Origin of the sequence: Oricola nitratireducens (assembly GCF_014904745.1) — a bacterium.
Taxonomy (GTDB): Bacteria; Pseudomonadota; Alphaproteobacteria; order Rhizobiales; family Rhizobiaceae; genus Oricola; species Oricola nitratireducens.
In genome coordinates, this window is record NZ_JACZCS010000014.1 from 64,256 (window position 1) to 84,926 (window position 20,671).

Consider the following 20,671-nt stretch of genomic DNA (forward strand, 5'->3'; position numbering starts at 1 on the left):
GTTCCCCGATCACATCACCGCCCCGATCACCCAGGGCGTGAACTCGGCATCGCCGAAGCCCAGCGCCTCGCTTTTCGACTTGCTGCCCGACGCGACGTCGAGGATGAGCCGGAAAATCCGCTCGCCCATCTCGGCGACGCCGACGCCTTCGGTGATGATCGCGCCGCAATTGACGTCCATGTCGTCTGTCATGCGCTGATACATGGCGGTATTCGTCGCCAGCTTGATCGAGGGCGACGGCTTGTAGCCGAACACCGAGCCGCGCCCCGTGGTGAAGCAGATGATATTGGCGCCCGAGGCGACCTGGCCCGTGACCGAAACCGGGTCGTAGCCGGGCGAGTCCATGAAGACGAAGCCCTTCTTCGTCACCGGCGCGGCGTAGTCATAGACGCCGGTCAGGTTGGTCGTGCCGCCCTTGGCCGCGGCGCCGAGCGACTTTTCGAGGATCGTCGTCAGGCCGCCGGCCTTGTTGCCGGGCGACGGGTTGTTGTCCATCGAGCCGTTGTTGCGCGCCGTATAGGCTTCCCACCAGCGGATCTGCTCGAGCAGTTTTGCCGCGATTTCCGGGCTTTCGGCCCGGCGGGTCAACAGATGTTCGGCGCCGTAGATTTCCGGCGTTTCGGCGAGGATGGCCGTGCCGCCATGGCGCACCAGCATGTCGGCGGCCGCACCCAGCGCCGGATTGGCGGTGATGCCGGAATAGCCGTCGGAGCCGCCGCATTGCAGGGCAAGCGACAGGTGCTCGGCCGAAACGGTCTCGCGCACCGCCTTGTCGGCCTCCGGCAGCATCGCCTCGATGCGGCGAATGCCCTCCTCGACGGTCTTCCTCGTGCCGCCGGTGCCCTGGATGGTCATGTGCTGGAAGGTCGGGCTGTCCTTCAACCCGTAGGCCTCCATCAGCAGGCGGATCTGCGCCGCCTCGCAGCCGAGACCGATCATCAGCACACCGGCGAAATTCGGATGCAGCGCATAGCCGTTCAGCGTGCGCTGAAGCGCGTCGTAGCCCTCGCCGTCCATCGCCATGCCGCAGCCGGTGCCGTGCACGAAGGCGGCGACACCGTCGACATTGGGATAGGCGGCAAGCGCGTCCCCGTCGAAATGGCTCGCGACCATCTTGGCGACCGTGGCGGAACAGTTCACGGTCGTCAGCACGCCGATATAGTTGCGCGTGCCGACCTTGCCGTTGGACCGGACGATGCCCTTGAACGTCGCGCGCTTTTCGGGCGCGAGGAAATCTGTCGGCTTCGCGTCGATGCCCGGCGCCGGATCGCGCGCGAAATCGGCGCGAAACTCGCAATTGTGGGTGTGAACGTGGTCGCCGGGAGCGATGTCGCGCGACGCAAAGCCGATCACCTGATCGTATTTGCGCACCGCCTCACCCGCGGCGATCGCTCCGGTCGCCACCTTGTGGCCGCTCGGCACGGCGGCATTGAGCGCAACCTCTTCCAGCGCCGCCCCGGCGGGCAGGCTGGACGTGGTCACGATGACGTTGTCGGCGCCGTGCAGGCGGATGAATGTCGGGATCGTGGCTGTTTTCGTCATGGTTTCAGAATTTCCGGCTTCAAGGCGTCTGGGCGCCTGTCGTTGCGAGATAGACCGCGTAGAGCGATTTCGTCGCGGTGATGAACATGCGATTGCGCTTCGGCCCGCCGAAGGTGACGTTGGCGACCGTCTGCGGGATCCTGATCCGGCCGAGCGGCGTGCCGTCGGGCGCAAAGCAGATCACGCCATTGCCGCAGCTCGTCCAGAGATTGCCGTCAGTATCGAGGCGGAAGCCGTCCGGCACGCCCGGATCGACCTCGCAGAACACCCGCGAACCGGAAAGCCTGCCGTCGGCGCCGACATCGAGGGCGCGGATATGGTGCGGGCCGTCCGGATCGTGACTGCGGGCGCTGTCGGCGACATAGAGGATCGTCTCGTCCGGCGAGAAGGCGAGACCGTTCGGCTTGACGAAATCGTCAGCAACGATGTCGAGCGCGCCGGTCGCCGGATCGGCGCGGAAGACGAAGCAGCCCGCCTGCTCCATATCCGCCTTGTAACCCTCGTAGTCGGACATGATGCCGTAATTGGGATCGGTGAACCAGATCGTGCCGTCGGACTTGACGACGACGTCGTTCGGCGAATTCAGCCGCTTGCCCTTGTAGCTGTCGGCGATGACGGTGAGCGTCCCGTCGGGCTCGGTGCGGGTGACGCGCCGTCCGCCATGCTCGCAGGAGACCAGCCGGCCCTGCCGGTCGCGGGTGTTGCCGTTGGCGTAGTTGGATTCGTGCCGGAACACCGAGACGCCCTGCCCCTCGATCCAGCGCAGCAACCGCCGGTTCGGAATGTCGCTCCACACCAGCGTCGCGTGCTCGTTGAACCAGACCGGCCCCTCCGCCCAGCGACAGCCGTCGAACAGTTCCTCGACCTCGGCGATCGGAACCGTCAGGTCGTAGAAGCGCTTGTCGTAATATTCGTAACTGTCGCCGACCAGGGCCATGGCATCTCCTCCCGTTACCGTTTTCCGCCGCCGCCGGTGTCGAGCAGGCTTGCGACGTCCTCGCGGGCGCCGGAAAGCAGCGTGTTCATTGCCTGGCGCGCGCCTTCGCGGTCGCCTTGCCGGATCGCATGAAAGACCGCCTCGTGCAGCGGAATGGAATTCTGCCGCGCACCCGGATTGCGCGCCGACAGTTCGAAACTCTGGGCCAGCGCGGATTCGATCAGATAGCCGAGCGAGACCAGCATCTCGTTGCCGGAGGCAGCGAGGATTCCGAGATGGAAGACAAGATCGGCCTCAATGCTCTCCCGCGCGCCCGGGCCGTTCCGCTTCATCCCGGTCAGGGCCATTTCGATCGCCGCCAGGTCGTCCACGGTGGCGCGTTCGGCTGCGAAGGCCGCCGCGGTGGGCTCGATCATCTGGCGGATCTCGAACAGGGACCGCACGAAACTGGCCGACGGGCCCGCAGCGAAGCTCCAGGACAACAGATCGGGATCGAGCATGTTCCATTCGTCGCGGCTGCGGACGCGGGTGCCGGTCTTTGGCCGCGATTCGACCAGTCCCTTGGCCGAGAGCACCTTCAGCGCCTCCCGGTAGGCGGTGCGGCTGACCTTCATTTCGGCGCTGGCGGCTTCCTCCGTCGGCAGGCACGATCCCGGAGAAAGTGCGCCGGACACGATGCGCATGGCGATTTCGTGGGCAACCTGGCCATGCAGGCTGCGGCGCGAAAACGTCCGGCTGTTCACCGCGTCACGAAGCACGATATTTCCTCCCGCGCCGGTTTGCGGACCGGCATTGTGCATAAGGACTTCGTTCTATTCCTCATACCATATGGGTATACGCATGCCGCAGAGGCCGGGCCGAGTCAACGGGCACGCGCATCGCCGCGCAAAACGCCGTCGCCCCGGGGATTGCGGGGCCGGGCGAAGCCTTCCTACGCATAAGATCGTGCCGTTTTTTCCAAAGTTTATTTGCGCTTATGCCGGTTTGTTACAGGTGGCTACGCTTGACAGCGGCGCCGAGTACGGCTTGCTGGACTGATCGCAGACGGAGATGCCCATGCCGAAAGCCAATCCGCTCGTCGCTTCCCTGCCCTCCGCCACCCCCTTTGTCGGGCCGGAACGGCTCGAACGTCAGAACGGCCGCCCTTTCAAGGCGCGCCTCGGCGCCAATGAATGCAATTACGGCGCATCGCCGCAGGCGATCGCGGCCATGGACCGGGTGGCGCGCGAGGAGGTCTGGAAATATTGCGATCCCGAGGTCTGGGACCTGCGCGAGGCGCTTGCCGCCCATCTCCGTGTCGATATGGACGAGATTGTCGTCGGATCGGGCATCGACAACCTGCTCGGCGTGACGGTGCGCATCTTTTCCGACACCGGCGACGCGATCGTCACCTCGCTCGGCGCCTATCCGACGTTCAATTACCACGTTGCCGGCTACGGCCGCCGCCTCGTCACGGTGCCCTATCGCGATGACAAGGAGGATCTCGACGCGCTCGCCGGTGCGGCACGGCGTGAGAAAGCGAAGATCGTCTATCTCTCCAATCCGGACAATCCGATGGGAACCTGGTGGAGCGCCGGCGCCATCGAGGCCTTCATCGACGCGCTGCCGGAGGAAACGCTGCTGATCCTCGACGAAGCCTATGGCGAACTCGCGCCCGACACCGCGATCCCGCGGCTCGACACGAGCCGGGCCAATGTCGTGCGCATGCGCACCTTTTCCAAGGCCTACGGACTGGCCGGGCTGCGCGTCGGCTACCTGATCGGCCCGGCGGATCTGTGCCTCAACTATCACAAGGTCCGCGACCATTTCGGCGTCAATGTCATGGCGCAGCACGGCGCGCTCGCCGCGCTTTCCGACCAGACCTGGCTGGCGCAGGTGACGACGCAATTCGAGGCCGCGCGCAAGCACATCGCCGCCATCGGCGTCGCCAACGGGCTCAAGCCGATCGTATCGGCCACCAATTTCGTGACATTCGATTGCGGCCGCGACGGCGAATACGCGATGCGCATCCTGCAGGAGCTGAACGCCCGCGACGTCTTCATCCGCAAGCCGATGGCGCCCGGTATCGACCGTTGCATCCGGGTCAGCTGCGGCCTGCCGCACGAACTCGACTATTTCGGAAATGCGCTGCCGGAGGCGCTGAAGGCCGCCCGATAGGCCGGACGGGGCCGGAGCGCGCGCAAGCATGGTGCCGGACCCGAGAGTCCGGGACGGAACCGACCGCGATCCATCCCCATGACATCGCGATCTGCCCCGTCCCGGGGCCCCTTCCCCCGGAAGGACGTGCAGGGATGACCGTTTTTAGTGGCAGGTCATCCATTCGCGCGCTTCACGCAGCGCGCGGGCAAGGTCGGGCTTCGTCATCGTCTCGGCGACTTCGGCACGCAGCATCGCGGCGCGCGAGCATCCCTTGATCGCGGCGATATTGAACCATTTGTGCGCGGCGATCATGTCCACGTCGCATTCGCGGCCCGTCGCGTACATCATGCCCATCTCAAAAAGGATGTCGGCATTGTTCGCTGCTCCGAGAGCCGCCATGTCTGCATTTTCCATCTCGATGCGTGCCATCGTATTGATCCCGTTAATCCCTGTTTCGTCTACCGAGGCCGCCATTCTTTCGTGTTCGTGCGGTTCGGTCCGATGGTCTGGAGCATGCAGCAGCGGATTGAATCGCTTGCTAAAAAGCGTGCTTAATTTCGAGCAAACAAAGTTCAAATTCTTCGTAAACTTGACTTTGCATTAACTCTCCAAGCCATTGTTTTTGCTTAATTTCAACGGATTATTATCGACAATTTCCAGGCGCTACGGAAAGCATTTGCTAACCGTGTGCACGATTGCCGCGTAGCGTTTTCCGCGCTTTAGAGAGCGGCGGCGGCGGAAACACGCTTTTCAAGCCGCCCGGTTTGCGATTACTTTTACGTGTGGGTCAAAATCGATGGCGCGGTCGCGGGGACCGGCCGTCCAATCGGGAGGAACAGATGATCCGAAAACTCGTTCTCGCCGGCGCGATCACCGGCCTGCTCGCCGTCCCGGCGCTTGCCGAGCCGATCGAAGGCGTTTGGCTGCGTCCCAGCACCGGAGCGCTGGTCAGGTTCCAGCCGTGCGGCGGCGGATTCTGCGGCATCGTGCAATCCGGCGAATACAAGGGCAAGTCAATCGGCACGATGACGGGCAGCGGCGGCAGCTATACCGGCAAGATCACCGATCTGGCCGAAAACAAGACCTACAAGGGCAAGGCCAAGGTAAATGGCGGCACGATGAGCCTGCAGGGCTGCGTCCTCGGCGGACTGATCTGCAAGGGCGAGGACTGGCAACGCCAGTAGATCCTGTTCGGCGGAACGGCCGGCATCCCGAAAAGAGGTCAACGATGAGGGTTCACAAAAAGCTCAATCTTCATCGGCTGCTGCCGTTCGCATTCGGTGTTGCTGCCGGGTCGGCATCCCCGGCATTGGCGGAAAAGCTTCCCGCCGGCGCGCACCCTGTCAATGACAGCCAATACGTCGAGCTGCTTGCCGGAAAGACCGTTTCCGGCACCGCCTACAAGGACAACGGCTCCAGGCTGGGTACCTACAAGACCCGGTACAAGGCCGACGGGCGGAAACTCCTCACCTGGAAACCCTACGGGGGAGGCCCCACCCAGAACTTCGCCGTTCGCTGGGAGATCCGCGACGGCCTTTTCTGCGAGCAAGGCGTCCCGTCGGGCACCATGCGGTGTGGTGCGCGCGGCCTTGTTTACCGGAAAGGCGGAACTTGTTTCCACACTTTCTCCGACAAGAAGACCGTGCGTTTCAAATACGGCTGCTGACCCAGAGCGTCAGCCTGTGCGCTGGCCGAACAGGACTTTCTTGGCTTGCTGGTCATTGGCGATGTTGCGGCGGTGCTCCTCACCGACCTGCAGCCCCGCATCGACCGCCGGGCGCGCCAGCATGGTCTCGAACCAGCGCTTCAGGTTCGGGAAGTCGTCGAGGTCCTGGCCCTGGTTTTTGTAGGGCTTGACCCAGCCGATGCAGGCCATGTCGGCGATCGAATAGTCGCCAGCGAGAAATTCCCGGTCGGCGAGGCGCTTGTTCATGACGCCGTAGAGCCGGTTTACCTCGTTGGTGTAGCGGTCATAGGCATAATCGATCTTCTCCGGCGCATACTGGCGGAAATGATGCGCCTGGCCGGCCATCGGGCCGAGCCCGCCCACCTGCCAGAACAGCCACTCATCGACCTCGACGCGCTTGCGTTCGTCGGCGGGATAGAACTTGCCGAACTTGCGGCCGAGATATTGCAGAATGGCGCCGCTTTCGAAGACCGAGATCGGTTCGCCGCCGGGCCCTTCCGGATCGACGATCGCGGGCATGCGATTGTTCGGCGAAATCGCCAGAAAGGACGGCTCGAACTGCTCGCCCTTGCCGATATTGACGTATTTGATCTCGTAGGGAACGCCGAGTTCCTCCAGCATGATGCTGATTTTCCATCCGTTCGGCGTCGGCCAGTAATAGAGCGCGATGGGCTTCGTCTGTTCGGTCATGAATTCGGTTCTGGAGTTTGTGCGGCCTGACAGCCGGCCCGTTTCGTCGATCGGCAAGGGCAACGGTTGCGCGCCCGAATAAAACCTTTGCGGAGCGCCGGCTGTCCCGGACCGGGAGATTTCCGCTTCCATCGCCGAAACGGACGGTGGCCCGGAGGGGGAGAGGGCGGGCATTTCCTGCCACCGCGCCGTTTCGGCATCATCAAGACTATTGAATTCCAAATGAAAGATAATACCGTCTTGACGCATATGAATTATTCTTCAATGGAATGATTGCATGGATATCATCGCCGCATTCAGGACATTCGTGCGGGTCGCGGAGACAGAGAGCTTTTCGGCGGCGGCGCGCGAGTTCCATGTCGGCCAGCCGGCGGTCTCGAAGCAGATCGCCGCACTGGAGGACTATCTGGGCGAGCGTCTGTTGCAGCGGTCGACCCGCTCGCTCACGCTGACCGACGAGGGCGTGGAATTCCTCGGCTACGCGCGCGCCGCCATCGAGGCGGTCGACGAAGCGGTGGAACAATCGCGCGGTCGCGAGGGCCACGTGACGGGCGTATTGCGGATGACGGCAAGCGCGAGCTTTGCCCGCATGCATCTCGTGCCGCGGCTCCGCCTTCTCGGCGCCCGCTATCCGGACCTGCGCATCGACCTTATCCTGCAGGATTCCATCGTCGACATGGTCGGACAGGGGCTCGACCTGGCGATCCGCTTCGGTGAACCGCAGGAGCCGAACCTGATTGCCCGGCGTCTCGGCACGATGCGCATGATCGTCATCGCGTCGAAAGCCTATCTCGACCGGTGGGGGCGCCCGCAGAAGCCGGAGGATCTGAAGGACCATAATTGCCTCGTCTTCGGCGGAATTCCGGAAGGCGACCAGTGGCCGTTCACCGAGGATGGCCAGACGCGGCAGATCGGCGTCAACTGGCGTCTGCGCATGAACAATTCCGACGCGCTGCGTCAGGCGGTCCTGTCCGGCCTCGGCATCGCAATGATGCCGAGCTGGCTGTTTCCGGACCTGTGGGAGAACGAGACGCTGGAGACGCTTTTCGACGATTATGAGAAACCGTCATTTTCGATGCATGCGGTCTATCCGTCGAGGCGCTACACGCCGGCAAAGGTCCGCGCGATGATCGAGTTCCTGCAGCACGAGATCAGCCTCGATCCGACGATGACCGGCGGTCTCGGCCTCGTGTGAATACGGGGCGCGTTCAGACGGTTGCGCGTTGCTGCAGCATTTCAAGCATCCGGTCGCGAATTTCGGCCGGCTCCATGCGCCGGCTCGGATGCGGAAAGGCATTCGCGCAGCAGATAGAGCCGTCCGGACAAACGAGGAAGGTGGCTTCCAGCGGCAGCGACCAGTCGCCCGATTCATTCAGCTTGGAAAGATCGATACCCGCGCTTTGATAGAGGGCGACCATCTCGTCGATGGTATGGGAGCGGATGCCCATCGCCTCGATCAGCTTCTGCTCGGGATCGGTCAGGAGCTGATAGCCCAGCATGTTTTTCGATGCCGCCGCGGCCAGCGCCGAATGGTGGCGCGGCGTGATGCCGACAATGATCACGCCGTGTCCGGCGAGATCGGCGCGGATCTCCTCGACGGCCCGCATCGATGTCGTGCTGTAGGGACACCAGTCGCCGCGGAAAAACAGGAGAACCGCGGGCTTTCCGGCGATCAGGTCGCGCACCGGCTGCGTCCTGCCGTCGGCGGTGATCAGCGTGACGTCGGGAACCGTCTTCGGACAGTGCAAAACCGTCCCCTCCTCGGTGGCGAGGCGCGTCTGGTTTTCCGCCGCCTGCGCGCAAACGGCCGAGATCTTCGGTCCGGCGTTGCGCGCCATTGAATCGCGGAGGAATTGCAGTCGCTTGTTCAGGGACATTGTCTTTCCCGGTTGAAGGCCTTTCCCAGAATAACAAGATCGCCGGAGATGTGTACATCCCCGGCGATCGGTTGTTATCCGGAATGCCGGTTCTTATTCCGCATAGTTATCGGTGATGCGGGGGCTGTGGAAGAACGACATGCGGTGGTTGGCGGAGGCGCGGTCCGCGGCGCGGTCGGCGCGCGCGTCCGAGTCACCCTTGCTGATGGCGGCCGTCGCCGAGTAGTCGACCGTGCGGTTCACTTCGGGCTGCGGGTAAACATCGAGACGGCTCGAGTCGGCATAGGCACCCGCGGTGGCGGACAGCACGACGATGGCAGTAGCGAGAATCGTTTTCATAATTTTGTTCCTTTCAAATCTTCGTAAACGATCCAGCCTTCCGGCTGGCTATCGAAGACCGCGGCGGCCGGTGTCCGGGAGGGAGGTCAGGGAGGAGCCGGCCGCCGCGTCGTTTCGATGACCGTGATATGATTGATGCCAACAGAATATGGTAGTGAGCCAATATTCATATGTTTCATTCCATTCAGGAATTAATAAACTTGAACGGTGGCTGAACGGCTTTCTCAGCGGCGGTTCAGCCGGACGGCGCGATCATGGCGAAAAACCGATGAGGTCCCCGCCATGCTTACCCGCCGCTTCACCGTCGTCTGTCTTGCCGCCGCGCTCGCCGGCGGCGGTCTTGCCATGCTGATCCAGGAAACCAGCCAGGCGCCTTACCCCTGGAAGGCCGAGGCCGCGCGCGCCTGTCCCTTCGGCGTCAATCCGGATTGCCTGCGCCTTGTCCGCTGAGCGCGCCGGCAACATGAACGCCGTCTGAACGGCGGTCTCAGGGTTGGTTCAGCGCGTGGCTGTCATTGTCCCTTCAACACCTGAAGGGAAACGATCATGAAAACCGGCCGCCACACCTACCAGTCTCTCCGCATCCTCGTCCGTGCAGCGGCGCTTGCCATCTTCATGATCGGCCCGCTGGCCGGTTTCGCCGCCGCCCAGGACAACACGGCGCGCAAGCTTTCGGGCGCCGGTTTCGTCCTCTATGTTTCAATCCTGCGCAACGCGTGATCGTCACAGCCGCTTTACGGCGACCGGATATCTGCCTAGCCTCGGAAACGAGACGAAATCCGAAACGGGGGACCGACGAATGGACGAGAAGATCTGGTTCTATGCCAGCCAGGGCGAACAAAAGGGCCCGATCGACGCGGCAGAACTCGACATGCTGATCGGAACCGACACCATCGGCCCCGATACGCTGATCTGGCGCGACGGCATGACCGACTGGCAGCCCGCCGCCGCCGCCCTGCCCGACGAACTCATGCCCTCGGCCTGGTCGAGGCCCGCCACGCCGCCGCCCCCGCCACCATCGCCCGCGCGCGACATGACCGCCCCCGCCAACACGGCGCAGGCCGGAAATCAGGCCTCGCCGGAGCACCCGACGCAAATGATGGATGCGGTCAGGACCTGCTTCAACAAATACGCCTCGTTTCGCGGTCGTGCGCGGCGTCCGGAGTTCTGGTATTTCGCGCTGTTCAATTTCATCGCCCAGCTGGTTCTGGGCCTTGTTGACAGCATGGTGTTCGGGCTGGGCGACGTCTCGCCGCTCAGCAATCTCTACGGGCTCGCCGTGCTGGTGCCGTCGCTTGCCGTCGGCGCGCGCCGTCTGCACGATACCGGCCGGTCTGGCTGGTGGCAGTTGCTCGTCCTCATCCCGCTCATCGGCATCATCGTGCTGATCGTCTGGTGGGCGAGCCGCGGCAACGAAGGCGAGAACGAGTTCGGGCCGGCATAAGCCGGCTGCCGCAGGGGAAATAGAACAAACGCCATTTTCCTGTAGTCATTTCGCGTCTATATAACGCCATGACTATACAGACACTGGAAACACTGCCGCAAAACCCCGTCTCCAGCGCCGGCTGCGACCTGCCGCCGGCCTTCGAGACGCAATCCTTCACCGACGCCAGGCAAGCCGTCGCGGCCCTGAAAGCGCTCTACGAGCGCAATACCGGCTGGCTGCGCGAGCATTTCGAGGCCATCAGCCGCGGCGATACGCCGGGCAACCGGGTGCGCGCCTTCTACCCGCAGCTCGAATTCGAGACCGAAAGCTACAGCCACGTCGATTCGCGGCTCGCCTACGGCCATGTCGTCGCGCCGGGGCGCTATACCGGCACGATCTCGCGGCCGGACCTGTTCGCGGATTATCTTGAAACGCAGATCGCGCTGATCATGCGCAATCACGGCGTGCCGGTGAAGGTCGGCGAGTCGGACACGCCGATCCCGCTGCATTTCGCGTTCCTGGAAGGCACCTATATCGAGCAGGCCAATGCGGACGCGTTGATGCGGCCGCTGCGCGATACCTTCGACGTGCCGGATCTCAACACCACCAATGACGACATCGTCAACGGCAATTTCGAGCCTGAGCCGGGCCATCCGCTGCCGCTGGCGCCGTTCACCGCGCAGCGCGTCGATTACTCGCTGCACCGCCTCGCCCACTACACGGCGACCAGCCCGTCACATTTCCAGAATTTCGTGCTGTTCACCAACTACCAGTTCTATATCGACGAATTCTGCCAGTATGCGCGCGACATCGTCGCGAAAGGCGAAGGCGGCTACACCGCCTTCGTGGAGCCGGGCAATCTCGCCACGCCTTCGGGCGAGAAATCCCCCGCCTCCGGCGTCGTCCCGGCGCGGCTGCCGCAGATGCCCGCCTACCACCTGATGAAGGACGACCGCACCGGCATCACCATGGTCAATATCGGCGTCGGCCCGTCCAACGCCAAGACGATCACCGACCACATCGCCGTGCTGCGCCCGCATGCCTGGCTGATGCTCGGCCACTGCGCCGGCCTGCGCAACTCGCAGAACCTCGGCGATTACGTTCTCGCCCACGCCTATGTGCGCGAGGACAATGTCCTCAACGACGACCTGCCGCTCTCCGTGCCGGTGCCGCCGCTGGCCGAGGTGCAGGTGGCGCTGGAACAGGCGGTCGCGGAAGTGACCGGCTATACCGGCTACGAACTGAAGAAGATCATGCGCACCGGCACGGTCGCCACGATCGACAATCGCAACTGGGAACTGCGCGAACAGCGCGGGCCGGTGCGCCGGCTCTCCCAGTCAAGGGCCATCGCGCTCGACATGGAATCGGCGACCATCGCCGCCAACGGCTTCCGCTTCCGGGTGCCCTACGGCACGCTTCTGTGCGTCTCCGACAAGCCGCTGCACGGCGAATTGAAGCTGCCCGGCATGGCGACCGACTTCTACAAGCGGCAGGTCTCGCAGCACCTGATCATCGGCATCAAGGCGATGGAGAAACTGGCGCAGATGCCGCCGGAACGGTTGCATTCACGCAAACTGCGCTCATTCAACGAGACGGCGTTCCAGTAACGCCGTCCACCGATCACGAGGGTTTTATCCAGCCGAGCGTCGCGCCGAACAGGTCCATGTGGCGCTGCCAGACCTTGTCTCCGAACACTTTCGAGCCGATGAAGAAGGCCAGACCGCGCACGTCGGCCTTGGCCTTTTCCACCTTGTCGTGGAATTCGCCGAGGGAACCGGTGTCGCCCGCCTCCAGCCGGCGGCCTGTTTCCTCATGTGCCCTGACCACCTCTGCGCGAATCTCGCCGATCAGCCTTTCGGCGGCGGCTGCCTGGCTCGGATCGACGGACATCGGATGCTTCGGCAGGTCGTAGACCAGCGCGCCCTTCTCCGTTACGGGAAGCAACATCGTGTTCCACGGGCCGATCGGGAATGTTTCCAGCGTCTTGAGAAGGAAATCGCCGTGCTGGCCTTGCCAAACTGGCCACGGAATCATTGCCCAGGGCGAGACCTCGTGCGGAAGTTGCGAATTCACCTTGGCGATGAAACGCTTTTCATCCTCGTAAAGACGGTCGTGACGCGCCTGCAACTGATTACTGCCCGGAATGACATTGGACGGGTCGTCCGGCGTCACGCCGATCTCGCGCAGAAACTCGCCCTGCGGCCCGTCCCAGACTTCTTTCGGGATGACGCGCCTGACGCCGTCCGGATCCGGACCGGGATGCGGCGGAACGGCTGCGCCCTGCCCTGATCCCGTGCCCTGCCTGCGGCCGAAAGCCGCCTGTCTTTTTCCAAACATTTTCCGCCTCCTTGAAAAGCGGAATCACCGTCCCTCACAACAGTAAACATCACCTTGCAATCAAAGGTTGCACCCAGTCACGGTTAACCGGATATTGACGCCGCCGGGGAGGCAGCCTCCCCGCGTCAGAAAATCGCCAGGACATGCCGGCAACCGATTGAAGCCGGGGTTTATGCACCCGGCCCTTCCGGTCTGGATAGCGAAGCATTTTCGCAATAGGCTTCCCACCGACCTCGATTCCGAACCGGACCCGTCCATGCCCTTCCTGCCCCGCGCCGTCTATCCGCTGATGATCGGCTCCGCCCTGCTGATGTTCGCGGGCGGCGTCAACGGGCTGATCCTGCCCGTGCGCGGATCACAGGAAGGCTTTTCCTCATTCTCGCTCGGCCTGCTCGGCACTGGCTGGGCGATCGGCTACATCCTCGGCTGCCTGATGATGCCGCGCACGGTGGCGCGCGTCGGCCATATCCGCGCCTTCGGCGCGATGACCGCGCTTGCCGTCATCTCGGTACTGGCCTCGCTGCTGGTCATCGAGGCCTGGGCGTGGATCCCGCTGCGCGGCGTCGCGGGCTTTGCCTTCGCGGGCGCGGCGATGATCGTCGAGAGCTGGCTCAACGAGCGCGCCGAGGCCGCCTCGCGCGGCCGCGTCTTCGGCCTCTACACCATGGTCAACCTGGCGGCGACGACGCTCGGCCAGATGGCGCTGACGACCGGCGAGACCTCGACGCACCTGTTCTTCGTCGTCGCCGCGATCTTCTATGCGCTGGCGCTCTTGCCGAGCGGGCTTTACGCCAGCCACGCGCCCAATCCGCTGGTCGGCGCCTCGCTCGACCTGAAGACGCTGTGGCGCAATTCGCCGGTCGCCGTCGCCTCGGTGGTGCTGATCGGCATCTCCAACTCCTCCTTCGGCACACTCGGCGCGGTCTATGGCGAACAGATCGATCTCAGCGTCAGCGCGATCGCCCTGTTCATGAGCCTGTCAATCCTCGCCGGCGCGGGCGCCCAGGTGCCGATCGGCTATTATTCCGACCGCATGGACCGCCGCGTCGTCCTCGTCGCGATCGCCGCGGTGGCGCTTGCCGTCGACATCTTCCTCGCCGCCGTCCAGCCCACCTCGCCCACGGTCGTGCTCGCGGCCGCCGCCCTGTTCGGCGCCTGCATCTACTCGATGTATCCGGTTGTCGTCGCGCATGCGAACGACCACGCGCCTGACAACTACTTCCTGCGCACCTCCGGCGGATTGCTGCTGCTCTACGGCGTCGGATCGATCGCCGGACCGCTGATCGCCGGCGTGACCATGTCGGCGACCGGCCCGTCCGGCCTGTTCATCGCCATCGCCGGCGCGCATCTGACCCTGATCGCCTACGCGCTGTGGCGCATCCGCCAGCGCGTCGCGCCGCCGCAGAAAGCCGACTTCGTGCCCGCCCATCCGGCGCGCATGTCGACGACGGAGACCGCGTCGCTCGATCCGCGCGCCGAGGAACAGGAAATCGAGCAGGAGCGCGTCGAGGAACTGCCGGAAGACGAGAACGGCTAGCAAATCGTCACGGCGCGGCGGGATTGTCGCAGAACCGGCGCAATTTCCGGACGACAATCCGCCCGGCCAAGGGAGACGTTTCGATGGCACGGACATTTCTTTCCCATCTCACCGCCACGCTGGCGGATATCGAGGCCGACGGTCTCACCAAGCACGAGCGGGCGATCGTCTCGCCTCAGGCGGGTCATATCCGCATTCGCGCCAACGGCGACAGCCGCGAGGTGCTCAACCTGTGCGCCAACAACTATCTCGGCCTCGCCGACGATCCGCGGCTGATCGAGGCCGCGAAGCACGCGCTCGACACCGACGGCTTCGGCATGGCGTCGGTGCGCTTCATCTGCGGCACGCGGGCCTCGCATCACGAGCTGGAACAGGCGCTTGCGGCATTTCTCGAAAAGGATGATTCAATTCTCTTCGCCGCCTGTTTCGACGCCAATGGCGGCCTGTTCGAGGCGTTGCTCGGGCCGGAGGACGCGATCGTCTCCGACGCGCTCAACCACGCCTCGATCATCGACGGCATCCGGCTCTGCAAGGCGAAGCGCTACCGCTACGCCAATTCCGACATGGCCGACCTCGAGGCGCAATTGAAGGCAGCGCGCGCCGACGGCGCCCGCTTCGTCATGATCGCCACCGACGGCGTTTTCTCGATGGACGGCTATCTGGCGAAACTGCCGGAAATCGCTGCGCTGGCGGAGCAATACGACGCCATGGTCATGGTCGACGACTGCCACGCCACCGGCTTCATGGGGCCGCAAGGCCGCGGCACGCCGCACCATCACGGCGTCGCCGACAAGGCGCAGATCCTGACCGGTACGCTCGGCAAGGCGCTGGGCGGCGCCATCGGCGGCTATGTCGCGGGTCCCCAGCCGGTGATCGACATGCTGCGCCAGCGCGCCCGGCCCTATCTTTTCTCCAACGCCCTGCCGCCGATGGTCGTCGCCGCCGGGCTGGAGGTGCTGAAGATCGTCGAGGCCGGCGATGAGTTACGCGCCCGCCTGTTCGACAACGCGAAATACTGGCGCGGGGGGCTCGCGGAGGCCGGCTTCGAGCTGCTGCCGGGCGAGCACCCGATCATCCCCGTCATGCTCGGCGAGGCGAAGCTGGCGCAGGAATTCGCCGCCGCGCTCGACCGGCGCGGCGTCTACGTCTCGGGCTTCTTCTTCCCGGTCGTGCCGAAAGGAAAAGCGCGCATCCGCACGCAGATGAATGCGGCGCTGACCCGCGCCGACCTCGATTTCGGCCTCGACGCGTTCACCTCCGCGGGCAAGGAACTGGGAGTCATTTGAATGGGTTCCAACGCAACCATGAAGGCGCTTGTGAAGGCGGAGGCCGCGCCGGGGCTGACGCTGACCGATGTCGACGTGCCGGAGATCGGCCCGAACGACATCCTGATCAGGATCCGCAAGACCGGCATCTGCGGCACCGACATGCATATCTGGAACTGGGACGAATGGGCGCAAAAGACTATTCCCGTGCCGATGGTCGTCGGCCATGAATATGCCGGCGAGATCGTCGAGATCGGCTCGCAGGTCAGCGACCTGAAGATCGGCCAGCGCGTCTCCGGCGAGGGCCATGTCGTCGGACACCGCAGCAGAGCGGCGCGGGCTGGCAAGTTCCATCTCGATCCCGAAACCAAGGGCATCGGCGTGAACATTCCCGGCGCCTTCGCGCAATATCTGCGCCTGCCCGCCTTCAACGCCGTGCCGCTTCCCGACGACATCGACGACGAGCTCGGCGCAATCCTCGACCCCTTCGGCAACGCCGTCCACACCGCGCTGACCTATCCCCTCGTCGGCGAGGACGTGCTGATCACCGGCGCGGGCCCGATCGGCATCATGGCGGCGATGGTGGCGCGGCACGCCGGCGCGCGCCATGTCGTCCTGACCGACATCGCCCAGGACCGGCTCGATCTGGCCGGCCGGATCGCCGACATCACGCCGGTCAACACGGCGACCACCGATCTGATGGATGTGCGCGCGCAGCTCGGCATGCGCGAGGGTTTCGACATCGGCATGGAGATGAGCGGCGCGCCGCCCGCCTTCTCCCAGATGATCGAGCAGATGATCATGGGCGGCAAGATCGCCGTACTCGGCATCCCGACGAAGCCGATCGCGACCGACTGGCAGGCGATCGTCTTCAAGGCGCTGACGATCACCGGCATCTATGGGCGCGAGATGTTCGAGACCTGGTACAAGGAGATCGCGATGATCCAGTCCGGCCTGAATCTGCGCGCCATCATCACCGACCGGCTGCCGATCGCCGACTACGCGCAAGGCTTCGCGCGGATGGGCGAAGGTAATTGCGGCAAGGTGGTGCTGGACTGGGGGTAATCATTGCAGTCCGGCCCGCCGTTTCCGACGGGCCGGCGCATCGGCTCAGCCGAGGTGATGAACCTCCGGCACGCCATAGACGGGCGTGTCGATGCCTTCCATGCGCGCCTTGAGCTGCAGCGACAGGAACTGCGAATAGTGGCGCGACTGGTGCAGGTTGCCGCCGTGGAACCACAGGCCTTCCTGCTGCGTCGGCTTCCACATGTTGCGCTGCTCGCCCACCCAGGGGCCCGGGTCCTTGGTGGTGTCGGAGCCGAGCCCCCAGCACTTGCCCACCTTGTCGGCCACGTCCTGGCTGATCAGGTCCGCCACCCAGCCGTTCATCGAGCCGTAGCCGGTGGCATAGACGATGAGGTCGGCCTCGAGCTTGGTGCCGTCGTCGAGGATCACGCCGTCCTCGACGATCTCGGTCACCTGGCCGCGCTTGAGCTTGATCTTGCCGTCGATGATGAGCTGGCTCGCGCCGATGTCGATATAGTAGCCCGAGCCGCGGCGCAGATATTTCATGAACAGGCCCGACCCGTCCTCGCCCCAGTCGAGCCAGAAGCCGGCCTTTTCCAGCGCGTCGTAGAAGTCCTTGTCGCGCTCCTTCATCTGCTCGTAGAGCGGAATCTGGAACTCGTGCAGGATGCGGTAGGGCAGCGAGGCGAAGATGAGATCCGCCTTCTCGGTGGTCACGCCGTTGCGCACCGCCTCCTCCGAATAGAGCGCGCCGAGGCCGATATCCATCAGCGTGTCGGAGCGAACGATATGGGTCGAGGAGCGCTGCACCATGGTGACGTCGACGTCGTTCTCCCAGAGCGCGGCGCAGATGTCGTGGGCGGAGTTGTTGGAGCCGATCACCACCGCCTTCTTGCCGCGATAGGCGTCAGGCCCCGTATGCTGCGAGGAATGCTGCTGCTCGCCCTTGAATTTCTCCATGCCGGGGAATTTCGGAATGTTCGGCTTGCCGGACATGCCGGTGGCGAGCACGAGCTGCTTCGGCTTGAGCACCACCTCCTCGCCATCACGGTCGACGACGACGGTCCATTGCTTCGTTTTCTCGTCGTATTTGGCCGACTTGCAGGTGGTCCTGGTCCAGTAATTGAGTTCCATCACATTGGTGTAGAACTCGAGCCAGTCGCCGATCTTGTCCTTCGGCGAGAAGACCGGCCAGTTCTCGGGGAACTTGATATATGGCAGGTGGTCGTACCAGACCGGATCATGCAGGCAGAGCGACTTGTAGCGGCGGCGCCAGCTGTCGCCGGGCTTGTCGTTCTTCTCGACGATGATGGTGGGCACGCCGAGCTGGCGCAGCCGCGCGCCCAGCGCGATGCCGCCCTGCCCGCCGCCGACGATCAGGACATAGGGCTGCTTCGTGTAGCCAAGCTCCCGCTTTTCGGCCTCGCGCTCCTCTTTCCACGACGGGCGGTTCTTGCCGTGGCCGTGCTTGGCGCCGAGCGGCCGGTCGAACCCCTTGTGCTCCTCGAAGCCCTTGAGCTCCACCAGCGTGGTCAGCAAGGTCCAGATCTTGCCGTCCCTCAGGCGGACGAGCCCGTAGCCGCGGCCGACCGCCGTCTCGAACTGGATCCAGGCGGTTGTGACGCCGTCCTCCTGTGTCGGAACCTCGCCTTCGGCGACTTTCCAGCCGGTGGGTTTGGCGGACGACAGCTGATGCTTCAGCATGTCCTCGACCTCGTCCTTGCCTTCGACCGTCTTGATGTTCCAGGCGAAGGAGACGAGATCGCGCCAGTAGCAGTCATCGAGAAACATTTCTCGCGCCGCGGCGATATCGCCGGCCTCCAGTGCCGCGCCGAACTTGTCCAGGAACGCCTGAACCTGAACGGACAGGGTTTTATCGAGCATGGTTTCCTCCCTTTTTCGATTTCCTCGAAAGGAGGCTGGCGCATGAAGCGCGTCCTGCGCCAGAATTTTCGGCGCGAAACGACGAAATCGGCGCGGTTTCATGCGCTGCCCGTTGCGCGCGCAACACCGCGCAACGATCTCGCGCAACGATTCGTCAGCCGGACCGCGAAAGACCGAGCTTCTGCGCGCGCCGCAGGATCGTGGAGCGATTGACGCCCAACCGCCGCGCGGCGCGGGCCATGTTGCCGTCGCAGGCGTCGAGCAGCGCCTGGAGATCGTCTTCCGGCGCGGTCGCCTCGGCCGGGGCCAGCGGCGGCGGCGGCAGGTCGGTCGCGTCGATCGCGGAGCCTTCGGCCAAGGCAAGCGCCACGTCGAGCGTGCTTTCGAGTTCGCGGATGTTGCCGGGCCATGCCCTCGCCTTGAGTTCCGCCCTGGCCGCGGGCGAAATGCGCGGCACTGCGGCCGAGCGCTGGCGCACCAGCCTGTCGAGCAGCCAGTCGAAATCCTGCCTGAGGCGCAAGGGCGGGACGGCCAGCGTGGCGCCGGCAAGACGGAAGAAGAGATCGCTGCGGAACAGGCCGGCATTGCTTCGCGCCGCCAGGTCGGTGCGGGTCGAGGCGATGAGACGGAGATCGCCGCGCCGGGAGACCAGCGCCAACAATCGCGCCTGCGCCCGTTCGTCGAGATCCTCGACGCCACCGAGAAACAGCGTGCCGCCGATATTGCCGTCGCTTGCCTCAAGGTCCGCAAACCGGTCCGGGTCGATCCCCGAACAGGGCAGCTTGACGAAGGCGCGTTCCGTCGGCGCGCCGGCATGGATCGCGCGCGCCAGCCGCTCCTTTCCGGTGCCCGTCTCGCCGGCGATCAGAAGCGGCACCTGCGTCCTCGCAAGCCGCGCGGCTTCGGACAGCATCCGCTGGATCGCGGGATCGGGGCCGGCAAAGCTCGCGAGGCCGTCCGGAAGCGTGCCGCCGGTCCGGGCCCTTGGCAGCGGCACGGCCTGGGGCGCGATGGCGTGGCCGAACAGGCCGCGGCCATCCTTCAGACGGATCACGCGCTCCTCGGCCGGCCGTCCGCGCGTGAGATCCGGCAGGTCGTCGACCGAGAGCTCCATGAGAGCGTCGAGCCGCTGTCCGATGATTTCGGCACTGGATGCCGCCGGCCGCAGCAGGTCGATGGCGCCATGTGTCAGACCGACGATCCTGCCCGAGTCGTCGAGCGCCACCGCGGCCTCGGGATCGACCTCGATGAACTCGGGGCTGGCGGAAAAGCGCAGGACCCACTTTCGCCGGGTCATCGCCATCAGGTTCGCCATTTCAACGCGCCGCGCGGAGGTCCGCACGAGGTTCATGGCCAGGTTCTGACCGGACTTCGGCACCGCCGATCGCAGCAGCGAGATGTCGAGCACCGCCGAGAGCATGCCGCAGGTGTCGTAAATCGGCGCGGCCGTGCAGGAGAGCGGCGTGTGCGCAAGGCCGAAGTGATCCGTCTGGTGGATCGTGACGGCCTCGCCGGTGACGATGCATGAACCGACTCCACAGGTGCCGGCGAGATTCTCGGACCAGTCGGACCCGAGATAAAGCCCCGCCGAACGGAGATCGTCCTCGAACCGCCGGTCGCCGAAAAAGTCCACCGTGACGCCCTTGGAATCCGCGAGCAGGAGAACGTAGTTCTGGCCGGCGACCTGGCGGAAAAGCTCCTGCAGGCCCGACCGCGCGATCGCGATCAGCCGCTCGGCCTGTTCACGATGCTCCCGCAGTTCGGAGTCTGTCACGATATGCGCGGGTTCGGCGCGCGCCGGGTCCATCCCGTAAGACTCGACGCATCTTCGCCACGACTCCGCGACCAGCCCGTCACGGCCCGTCGAATTGCCCTGGAGAACGGAAGCGATCTCCTTCACGTGTTCGATGTCCTGCACGAGCTCCTCCCTGATCTCGCCGCCGAAGAATAGCCCGAGCGCGCGCCGGTTGCCACATCCTTGCCGA

General features: G+C 64.5%; 21 protein-coding genes. 11 read left to right on the forward strand and 10 right to left on the reverse strand.

What is annotated here, in order from left to right:
- Positions 1 to 9: 9 nt before the first annotated feature.
- The 3 genes from IG169_RS08800 to IG169_RS08810 are packed head-to-tail and all read right to left on the reverse strand — an operon-like array spanning position 10 to position 3,237.
- Positions 10 to 1,542: a UxaA family hydrolase gene (locus IG169_RS08800; protein WP_193175825.1), complete on the reverse strand. Its 1,533-nt coding sequence runs from the start codon at positions 1,540 to 1,542 to the stop codon at positions 10 to 12.
- 19 nt (positions 1,543 to 1,561) lie between these two features.
- Positions 1,562 to 2,479: an SMP-30/gluconolactonase/LRE family protein gene (locus IG169_RS08805; protein WP_193175826.1), complete on the reverse strand. Its 918-nt coding sequence runs from the start codon at positions 2,477 to 2,479 to the stop codon at positions 1,562 to 1,564.
- A gap of 14 nt (positions 2,480 to 2,493) precedes the next feature.
- Positions 2,494 to 3,237, reverse strand: a complete 744-nt coding sequence (locus tag IG169_RS08810; RefSeq protein ID WP_193175827.1) for an FCD domain-containing protein — start codon at positions 3,235 to 3,237, stop codon at positions 2,494 to 2,496.
- Between the two features lie 292 nt (positions 3,238 to 3,529).
- Between IG169_RS08810 and IG169_RS08815 the strand changes: the two genes are divergently transcribed.
- Positions 3,530 to 4,636 carry a pyridoxal phosphate-dependent aminotransferase gene (locus IG169_RS08815; protein WP_193175828.1) on the forward strand — a complete coding sequence of 369 codons (1,107 nt, stop codon included), beginning with the start codon at positions 3,530 to 3,532 and terminating at the stop codon, positions 4,634 to 4,636.
- A gap of 144 nt (positions 4,637 to 4,780) precedes the next feature.
- On the opposite strand, the gene IG169_RS08820 is transcribed toward IG169_RS08815, so the two are convergent.
- Positions 4,781 to 5,047, reverse strand: coding sequence for a sel1 repeat family protein (locus IG169_RS08820; protein WP_193176094.1), 267 nt, complete (start codon positions 5,045 to 5,047; stop codon positions 4,781 to 4,783).
- 410 nt (positions 5,048 to 5,457) lie between these two features.
- On the opposite strand from IG169_RS08820, the gene IG169_RS08825 reads away from it, so the two are divergent.
- Together IG169_RS08825 and IG169_RS08830 are read left to right on the forward strand one after the other, a co-directional pair.
- Positions 5,458 to 5,802, forward strand: coding sequence for a DUF2147 domain-containing protein (locus IG169_RS08825; protein WP_193175829.1), 345 nt, complete (start codon positions 5,458 to 5,460; stop codon positions 5,800 to 5,802).
- Between the two features lie 125 nt (positions 5,803 to 5,927).
- Entirely contained in the window at positions 5,928 to 6,284 is a 357-nt protein-coding gene (locus IG169_RS08830) for a hypothetical protein (protein ID WP_193175830.1), read from the forward strand.
- 9 nt (positions 6,285 to 6,293) lie between these two features.
- Here IG169_RS08830 and IG169_RS08835 read toward each other — a convergent pair whose 3' ends face one another.
- Positions 6,294 to 6,995, reverse strand: a complete 702-nt coding sequence (locus IG169_RS08835) for a glutathione S-transferase family protein (protein WP_193175831.1) — start codon at positions 6,993 to 6,995, stop codon at positions 6,294 to 6,296.
- Between the two features lie 277 nt (positions 6,996 to 7,272).
- Here IG169_RS08835 and IG169_RS08840 point away from each other — a divergent pair, with 277 nt between their 5' ends.
- Entirely contained in the window at positions 7,273 to 8,190 is a 918-nt protein-coding gene (locus IG169_RS08840; RefSeq protein WP_193175832.1) for a LysR family transcriptional regulator, read from the forward strand.
- Positions 8,191 to 8,203: 13 nt separating this feature from the next.
- On the opposite strand, the gene IG169_RS08845 is transcribed toward IG169_RS08840, so the two are convergent.
- Positions 8,204 to 8,872 (reverse strand): peroxiredoxin-like family protein, encoded by a 669-nt coding sequence (locus IG169_RS08845; RefSeq protein WP_193175833.1) that lies wholly within the window; start codon positions 8,870 to 8,872, stop codon positions 8,204 to 8,206.
- Positions 8,873 to 8,965: 93 nt separating this feature from the next.
- Entirely contained in the window at positions 8,966 to 9,211 is a 246-nt protein-coding gene (locus IG169_RS08850) for a hypothetical protein (RefSeq protein ID WP_193175834.1), read from the reverse strand.
- A gap of 282 nt (positions 9,212 to 9,493) precedes the next feature.
- Between IG169_RS08850 and IG169_RS08855 the strand changes: the two genes are divergently transcribed.
- From IG169_RS08855 to IG169_RS08870, 4 genes are all read left to right on the forward strand, one after another.
- Complete coding sequence (locus tag IG169_RS08855; protein WP_193175835.1) at positions 9,494 to 9,661, forward strand: hypothetical protein; 168 nt, start codon at positions 9,494 to 9,496, stop codon at positions 9,659 to 9,661.
- A 96-nt stretch (positions 9,662 to 9,757) separates the two neighbouring features.
- Positions 9,758 to 9,931 (forward strand): hypothetical protein, encoded by a 174-nt coding sequence (locus IG169_RS08860; RefSeq protein WP_193175836.1) that lies wholly within the window; start codon positions 9,758 to 9,760, stop codon positions 9,929 to 9,931.
- A gap of 79 nt (positions 9,932 to 10,010) precedes the next feature.
- Positions 10,011 to 10,655, forward strand: coding sequence for a DUF805 domain-containing protein (locus tag IG169_RS08865; RefSeq protein ID WP_193175837.1), 645 nt, complete (start codon positions 10,011 to 10,013; stop codon positions 10,653 to 10,655).
- 68 nt (positions 10,656 to 10,723) lie between these two features.
- Positions 10,724 to 12,244, forward strand: coding sequence for an AMP nucleosidase (locus IG169_RS08870; RefSeq protein ID WP_193175838.1), 1,521 nt, complete (start codon positions 10,724 to 10,726; stop codon positions 12,242 to 12,244).
- A gap of 13 nt (positions 12,245 to 12,257) precedes the next feature.
- Here the strand turns inward: IG169_RS08870 and IG169_RS08875 are convergent, their stop codons facing one another.
- Positions 12,258 to 12,974, reverse strand: a complete 717-nt coding sequence (locus IG169_RS08875; RefSeq protein ID WP_193175839.1) for a hypothetical protein — start codon at positions 12,972 to 12,974, stop codon at positions 12,258 to 12,260.
- Between the two features lie 256 nt (positions 12,975 to 13,230).
- Between IG169_RS08875 and IG169_RS08880 the strand changes: the two genes are divergently transcribed.
- The 3 genes from IG169_RS08880 (at position 13,231) to tdh (ending at position 16,841) form a co-directional block, all read left to right on the forward strand.
- Positions 13,231 to 14,511, forward strand: coding sequence for an MFS transporter (locus IG169_RS08880; RefSeq protein WP_193175840.1), 1,281 nt, complete (start codon positions 13,231 to 13,233; stop codon positions 14,509 to 14,511).
- 83 nt (positions 14,512 to 14,594) lie between these two features.
- Positions 14,595 to 15,797 carry a glycine C-acetyltransferase gene (locus IG169_RS08885; protein ID WP_193175841.1) on the forward strand — a complete coding sequence of 401 codons (1,203 nt, stop codon included), beginning with the start codon at positions 14,595 to 14,597 and terminating at the stop codon, positions 15,795 to 15,797.
- An 18-nt stretch (positions 15,798 to 15,815) separates the two neighbouring features.
- Positions 15,816 to 16,841, forward strand: coding sequence for an L-threonine 3-dehydrogenase (tdh, locus tag IG169_RS08890; protein WP_193176095.1), 1,026 nt, complete (start codon positions 15,816 to 15,818; stop codon positions 16,839 to 16,841).
- Positions 16,842 to 16,886: 45 nt separating this feature from the next.
- On the opposite strand, the gene IG169_RS08895 is transcribed toward tdh, so the two are convergent.
- Both IG169_RS08895 and IG169_RS08900 read right to left on the reverse strand, forming a co-directional pair.
- Entirely contained in the window at positions 16,887 to 18,686 is a 1,800-nt protein-coding gene (locus tag IG169_RS08895) for an NAD(P)/FAD-dependent oxidoreductase (RefSeq protein ID WP_193175842.1), read from the reverse strand.
- 154 nt (positions 18,687 to 18,840) lie between these two features.
- Positions 18,841 to 20,604 (reverse strand): sigma 54-interacting transcriptional regulator, encoded by a 1,764-nt coding sequence (locus IG169_RS08900; protein WP_193175843.1) that lies wholly within the window; start codon positions 20,602 to 20,604, stop codon positions 18,841 to 18,843.
- Positions 20,605 to 20,671 lie beyond the last annotated feature (67 nt).

Excerpts from the sequence above, each read along its gene's own strand:
- IG169_RS08800 (WP_193175825.1), bottom strand. The coding sequence starts at position 1,542 with ATGACGAAAACAGCCACGATCCCGACATTCATCCGCCTGCACGGCGCC.
- IG169_RS08805 (WP_193175826.1), bottom strand. The coding sequence starts at position 2,479 with ATGGCCCTGGTCGGCGACAGTTACGAATATTACGACAAGCGCTTCTAC.
- IG169_RS08815 (WP_193175828.1), top strand. The coding sequence starts at position 3,530 with ATGCCCATGCCGAAAGCCAATCCGCTCGTCGCTTCCCTGCCCTCCGCC.
- IG169_RS08820 (WP_193176094.1), bottom strand. The coding sequence starts at position 5,047 with ATGGCACGCATCGAGATGGAAAATGCAGACATGGCGGCTCTCGGAGCA.
- IG169_RS08825 (WP_193175829.1), top strand. The coding sequence starts at position 5,458 with ATGATCCGAAAACTCGTTCTCGCCGGCGCGATCACCGGCCTGCTCGCC.
- IG169_RS08835 (WP_193175831.1), bottom strand. The coding sequence starts at position 6,995 with ATGACCGAACAGACGAAGCCCATCGCGCTCTATTACTGGCCGACGCCG.
- IG169_RS08840 (WP_193175832.1), top strand. The coding sequence starts at position 7,273 with ATGGATATCATCGCCGCATTCAGGACATTCGTGCGGGTCGCGGAGACA.
- IG169_RS08845 (WP_193175833.1), bottom strand. The coding sequence starts at position 8,872 with ATGTCCCTGAACAAGCGACTGCAATTCCTCCGCGATTCAATGGCGCGC.
- IG169_RS08850 (WP_193175834.1), bottom strand. The coding sequence starts at position 9,211 with ATGAAAACGATTCTCGCTACTGCCATCGTCGTGCTGTCCGCCACCGCG.
- IG169_RS08855 (WP_193175835.1), top strand. The coding sequence starts at position 9,494 with ATGCTTACCCGCCGCTTCACCGTCGTCTGTCTTGCCGCCGCGCTCGCC.
- IG169_RS08860 (WP_193175836.1), top strand. The coding sequence starts at position 9,758 with ATGAAAACCGGCCGCCACACCTACCAGTCTCTCCGCATCCTCGTCCGT.
- IG169_RS08865 (WP_193175837.1), top strand. The coding sequence starts at position 10,011 with ATGGACGAGAAGATCTGGTTCTATGCCAGCCAGGGCGAACAAAAGGGC.
- IG169_RS08870 (WP_193175838.1), top strand. The coding sequence starts at position 10,724 with ATGACTATACAGACACTGGAAACACTGCCGCAAAACCCCGTCTCCAGC.
- IG169_RS08875 (WP_193175839.1), bottom strand. The coding sequence starts at position 12,974 with ATGTTTGGAAAAAGACAGGCGGCTTTCGGCCGCAGGCAGGGCACGGGA.
- IG169_RS08880 (WP_193175840.1), top strand. The coding sequence starts at position 13,231 with ATGCCCTTCCTGCCCCGCGCCGTCTATCCGCTGATGATCGGCTCCGCC.
- IG169_RS08885 (WP_193175841.1), top strand. The coding sequence starts at position 14,595 with ATGGCACGGACATTTCTTTCCCATCTCACCGCCACGCTGGCGGATATC.
- tdh (WP_193176095.1), top strand. The coding sequence starts at position 15,816 with ATGAAGGCGCTTGTGAAGGCGGAGGCCGCGCCGGGGCTGACGCTGACC.
- IG169_RS08895 (WP_193175842.1), bottom strand. The coding sequence starts at position 18,686 with ATGCTCGATAAAACCCTGTCCGTTCAGGTTCAGGCGTTCCTGGACAAG.